The sequence below is a fragment of the Thiomonas sp. 13-64-67 genome (assembly GCF_002282795.1).
Lineage (GTDB): Bacteria > Pseudomonadota > Gammaproteobacteria > Burkholderiales > Burkholderiaceae_C > Thiomonas > Thiomonas arsenitoxydans.
The window spans coordinates 1-4362 of sequence record NZ_NCKP01000098.1 but is presented as its reverse complement, the minus strand read 5'-3'; the positions used below and the strand labels follow the sequence as shown (position 1 = coordinate 4362).

General features: G+C 63.6%; 3 protein-coding genes and 3 pseudogenes. 3 read left to right on the top strand and 3 right to left on the bottom strand.

Translation table 11 applies throughout. The annotated features are described in order from the left end of the window. A pseudogene (locus B7X30_RS14915) lies at positions 1-193 on the top strand (IS630 family transposase); the annotation flags it as partial. On the opposite strand, the pseudogene B7X30_RS14910 reads toward B7X30_RS14915, so the two are convergent. From B7X30_RS14910 to B7X30_RS14900, 3 genes and pseudogenes are all read right to left on the bottom strand, one after another. Further along, positions 191-400 (bottom strand): annotated as a pseudogene (locus tag B7X30_RS14910) (transcriptional regulator); the annotation flags it as partial. The pseudogenes B7X30_RS14915 and B7X30_RS14910 overlap by 3 nt on opposite strands. Positions 401-446: 46 nt before the next feature. Beyond that, the gene (locus B7X30_RS14905; RefSeq protein WP_286731646.1) at positions 447-1652 is read right to left on the bottom strand and encodes a GIY-YIG nuclease family protein; all 1206 of its coding nucleotides are present in this window, start codon (positions 1650-1652) and stop codon (positions 447-449) included. After that, a pseudogene (locus tag B7X30_RS14900) lies at positions 1645-3153 on the bottom strand (DEAD/DEAH box helicase); the annotation flags it as partial. The gene B7X30_RS14905 and the pseudogene B7X30_RS14900, both read right to left, overlap by 8 nt. Before the next feature lie 101 nt (positions 3154-3254). Between B7X30_RS14900 and B7X30_RS14895 the strand changes: the two are divergent. Both B7X30_RS14895 and B7X30_RS14890 read left to right on the top strand, forming a co-directional pair. After that, on the top strand, positions 3255-3476 hold the full coding sequence (locus tag B7X30_RS14895) for a helix-turn-helix domain-containing protein (RefSeq protein ID WP_286731644.1): 222 nt from the start codon (positions 3255-3257) through the stop codon (positions 3474-3476). Between the two features lie 529 nt (positions 3477-4005). Continuing rightward, a partial coding sequence (locus B7X30_RS14890) for a plasmid mobilization protein (RefSeq protein WP_286731643.1) occupies positions 4006-4362 on the top strand: 357 nt, incomplete at its 3' end.

Here is a 4362-nt window from a genome sequence, read left to right as displayed (position 1 = left end):
CTTCGCGCTGATCACCGACAAGGCCATTCGCCGCGGCTCGTTCACCAGCGTCAAACAACTCGTGCAACGCATCGACCACTTCGTCGCCGCCCACAACATAAACTGCCGGCCATTCAAGTGGACTGCTACTGCCGACTCCATCCTCGAAAAGCTGCATCGACTTTGCTCACGTATCAGCGGGACAGGACACTAGCCGGTTGAAATAGATCACCCGCACACCGCCCCGCTTGCCCATTCCCTGCCGATACCAGCGCACCTTGCGGCAGCCGCCCGAGCCTGGGATCACATCACCAGCCAAGGGATTCGCTGCCAACCATGCGCAGAATTCGCCGCGCTCGTCTTCAGCCCAGATGCCCCTGGCGTCGGCTGTGAACAGCGGGGTTTCGATGATGGTGTACACGGTTGCATTGTACGTCTTTGACGGACTTGCGCTTCTTCTGGCAGCCTTACGGCGATGAAGAACCTTCCGGCGCCGGGACCAGTTTCGCAGCTTTGGGTTCGTAGATGTAGCCGGTGATGCTGCCATCCTTGATGCGAGCCACGGCCTCGTCGATCACGAACAGCGGAACGAGAAACCATTCCTCGGGCTGCACGGGGTGGCCGAAACGGTCGTTGATGGTGATGTCCAGCCGCGCGGGTGCAAACAGCCTGTGGAACAGATTCTCCATCCGGGTGCGGTTGATGCCCGCTAGCTTGTAGGTCGCAATAACCTCGACCTTGGCCAGCAGATAGGTCGCTTCGTTCTCGGCATTGGCGATGCGCGTCTCCACCTTGCCACCGGTCACGCCGATCTTGTGGATGAGGTCACGGTGCTGCGCGACATAGGGATGATCAGACAAGGAGCGCAGGACGTAGATCGTGCCGCTTTCGACATCGTCGGCCTCAAAATCGCCGCCGAAGGCAAGTTGCCCACTCTCGGGTGAGGTCAGCCGCCGTGCGGCGGGGTCGTCGTAGAACGCGCGCTGGAGCGAGCGCAGCAGTAGATTGCTTTCAGTACCGTTGGAGAAGATGACGCGCAGGCGACGGTCGACTTCTCTGGCGGTGGTTTTCAGCGGTTCGCCGACCTCGGCCACAAAAAGCGTGAGGCCATCGAGCACGAAAAAATCCCCCGCCTCGATCGCACGGCGGCCCGCCTCGATGGGCTGGGATTGGCGCAGGCCCGTCTTGATTTCCGTCGCTACGCGCTCGAACAACGGTTTGAACGTCTCGAAGTCCTCGCACGGCTTGCGATCCGCGATCTCCTCGGCGGCGCGCTTGTCGGCACTGGTGCGGACATGGCGCAGGACGGTGATGTCGTCCGCGCTGGCAGCATCTGCCAACTCGGCGGCCAGGTCGTCGATGTCGATGGCTTCGTCTACCGATGCGGCAACGGTAGGCGCCCCCGCAAGCAAACCCTGATGATCCAGCGGCTCCAGCAGGGCGCGGCAGTCCGGGAGCGCGCGCAGGCGATCCAGGCGCACGGCGTACAGGCGCTCGAAGATGTCGCGGTCTTCACCGTGCTGCGGCGCACGCCCGTGCTTTTCTGTGAAGCGTTGAATGTCCTCGAAACCCGCGATGACGCGCTCCTCGCTGGCCGGTCGTCCGCCCTTCTTCTCAGGCGGAGCGAACTCGGCAAGCTCCGCCGCTAGGTCGTCAAGGTCGGAGTTACTCATAGCGCCCTTCCGCTCTGAAGCGCATGAACGCGGCCGCGCCTTCGGCAAGGTGCTTTTCCCAGGCATCCTGTGAGGTCACCGATGGAGCACGCCCACGCTCGCGTTTGAAATCAACCGCGCGCTTGGCGATCACTTTGGCCTCGTCAGGTGTGATTGAGGTGCGCTTGGCCGAGATGGCCGCTGCGACCTGCTTCAAGCTGTCCTCGCTCATGGTCTTGGCGAGGATGGCGTAGGCTTCGCCGAAGGGATTGATGCGGTCGATCAGGTCGATGTCCAACTCGCGCACGTCCATGGCAAAGCGGCGCACTCCGTCGAGCAGGGCGGTGTTGGGCGACCCATCGCTGCTTTCCTCGCTCTGGCCTTCGGTGACCAGCCGCTTGGCCTGCTGCGTGAGATTCAGCGCCGCGATGGCGTGCTGGCGTACGGCTTCCTGATCTTCCGTGTCCAGATCGGGATACTTGTCCTTGATGATCTTGCCCATTCGAACCTGCGTCAGCTCCTCGGGCACCAGTTCCTCATCAAACAGGCCGCGCTCAAGGCTGGGCTTGTCTTGCACGAAGGCCGCAATGACTTCGTTCAGGTCTTCCTGACAGATACGCGCCGCCTCCTTGCTCTTGGGCTCGGCCAGACCCTTGATTTCGATCTGGTACGCCCCGGTCTGCTCGTTGACACCGACATTGCAGCGTCCCGGGTCGTAGCCCCCCTCGCCATAGTTGAAACCCGGCGTCGGGCCGCTGTCAGGATGCTTGGGCCTGAACTCGAAGCGCGGCGCGAGCACCTGCTCCATCAGCAGGCTGGCCGCAATGGCCTTCAAAGTATCGTTGACGGCCTCGGTCACCGCTTCCTCGGCGGCATCCGGCTCGGCGATCAGGTTGGTGAACCGTGCGCGGGTTTTGCCGGGCGCGTCGCGGGTCGCTCTGCCGATAATCTGCACAATCTCGGTCAGGCTGGCGCGATAGCCGACGGTGAGCGCGTGCTCGCACCAGATCCAGTCGAAGCCTTCCTTCGCCATGCCCAGCGCGATGATGATGTCCACATAATCCCGGTTGTTCTTCTGCGCCGGGTCTTTGAGCGCGGCGGACACGCGGTCGCGCTTGCTGGCATCGTCATCGACCAGATCGGCGATCCGCAGCACGCGGCCCGCATCTGCACCACCTGGGGGCCGCTTGACAAGCTGGAAGCCGGTCGCCGGGTCGATGCCTTGCCACTCCCCCAGCGCCTCGATGATGTGCTCCACCTCGCGCATCTTGTCTTTCGTGCTCTCGCGCGAATTGACATTGGGGATGTGAATGATGGTCTTCTCGGCCGGGTCGAGCACCTTGAGGATGTCATCGACATAAGGCCCGCTGTAGAAGAAGTAGCCGATGTCGAGCTGCTTCAAGTACTCGTAGCCGTTGAGCTGTTCGTAGTAGGTGTAGGTGACAGTATCGAACTTGGACTCATCCTGCGGGGCCAGCACGGCTTCGGCGTCGCCCCGGAAGTAGGAGCCGGTCATTAACACCGAGATAAACATTACTTTCATCAATTAAAACTGTCAACAAAACCGGCGTTTGCATGTAAACGGGAGTCATTGCACACTTCCTCGGCACAGAGGAACCCGCCATGACCCACACGCCCACGCAAACCCCGCCTACGCAGACCCTTCTGACCGTCAAGACCGTCCAACAGTGGACCCAACTGTCGCGGACAACCATTTACCGCCTCACCGTCGGCGGCCACCTCCATCCGGTGCGAATCGGACGCGCCCTGCGATTTCGCCGAGACGAGGTTGCCGAGCTGATGCAAAACGGCGTGACCACCATCGCCGACAACCTGGCGCCCTGAGCCATGTCGCGCCCCCATCACCCACATGGCGCGAGCAGGGCAGGCATGAGACGCCCGGCAGCCCGTCCGCCCAAGGCAGGCCAACCCCGACCCGCTTGGCCTGCCGGTGCGATCAGACTCGGAGCCCGCACCGCAGCCCAGACCCTCCCCCGGCACGCGGTGCGTGCCGACCCCTGCGGGGTCAAGGCCGCCAGCGGGGGATCCCCCTCTTCAGGCCAATCCCCTTCCCCGCCTGCCGGGGTTCACCACGCCCGCAGGGCGTGGTCGGGCGAGAGCGAAGCGAACGCCGGGGTCTTTGTCCGGCTGCCCGAGGGGTCGCAGCAGTCGGCAGAGGGGCGATCCAGTCCGGCCATCGTCTCTCGTTGGCGTGCTCATTGGACGGCACGCAGTCTGTCCGCGCCTTCCGTGGCACTCCACATTCCGAAAACCGGTGTAGCAAGGGCTAACCCGCGCTTCGCTTGGGTTGCCCTTGCCCCCGGCACCGCTGCGCTTTGCCGGGGGGAACTGCACAGGCTTCGCTGCGCTCACCATGCAAAACCCTAGCTCCCTGATCGCCCGCCGCCGCCGCCACGGCCCCGAACCGCTCCCACCTGGCGAGCGCCGCACGCACACCATCAGTGTGCGTCTGAACCCCACGGAACTTGCCCTGCTCGACGCCAAACGCGGCCGTCTGGCGCGTGGCGAATGGATGCGCGCGGCCCTCCTGAACCGCTGGCCACCGGTCGCTCCCAAACCCATCGCCGTGGCGCAATGGCGTGCGCTGGCGCGCGTCGGCAGCAACCTCAATCAAATCGCTGCGGCCATCAATTCGGCGCGGTTCTCGGGGGCGTCCCTGCCCAGTGTGGCCGACATCCGCGATGTACTCCTTGCGCTGCGCAGCACCCTT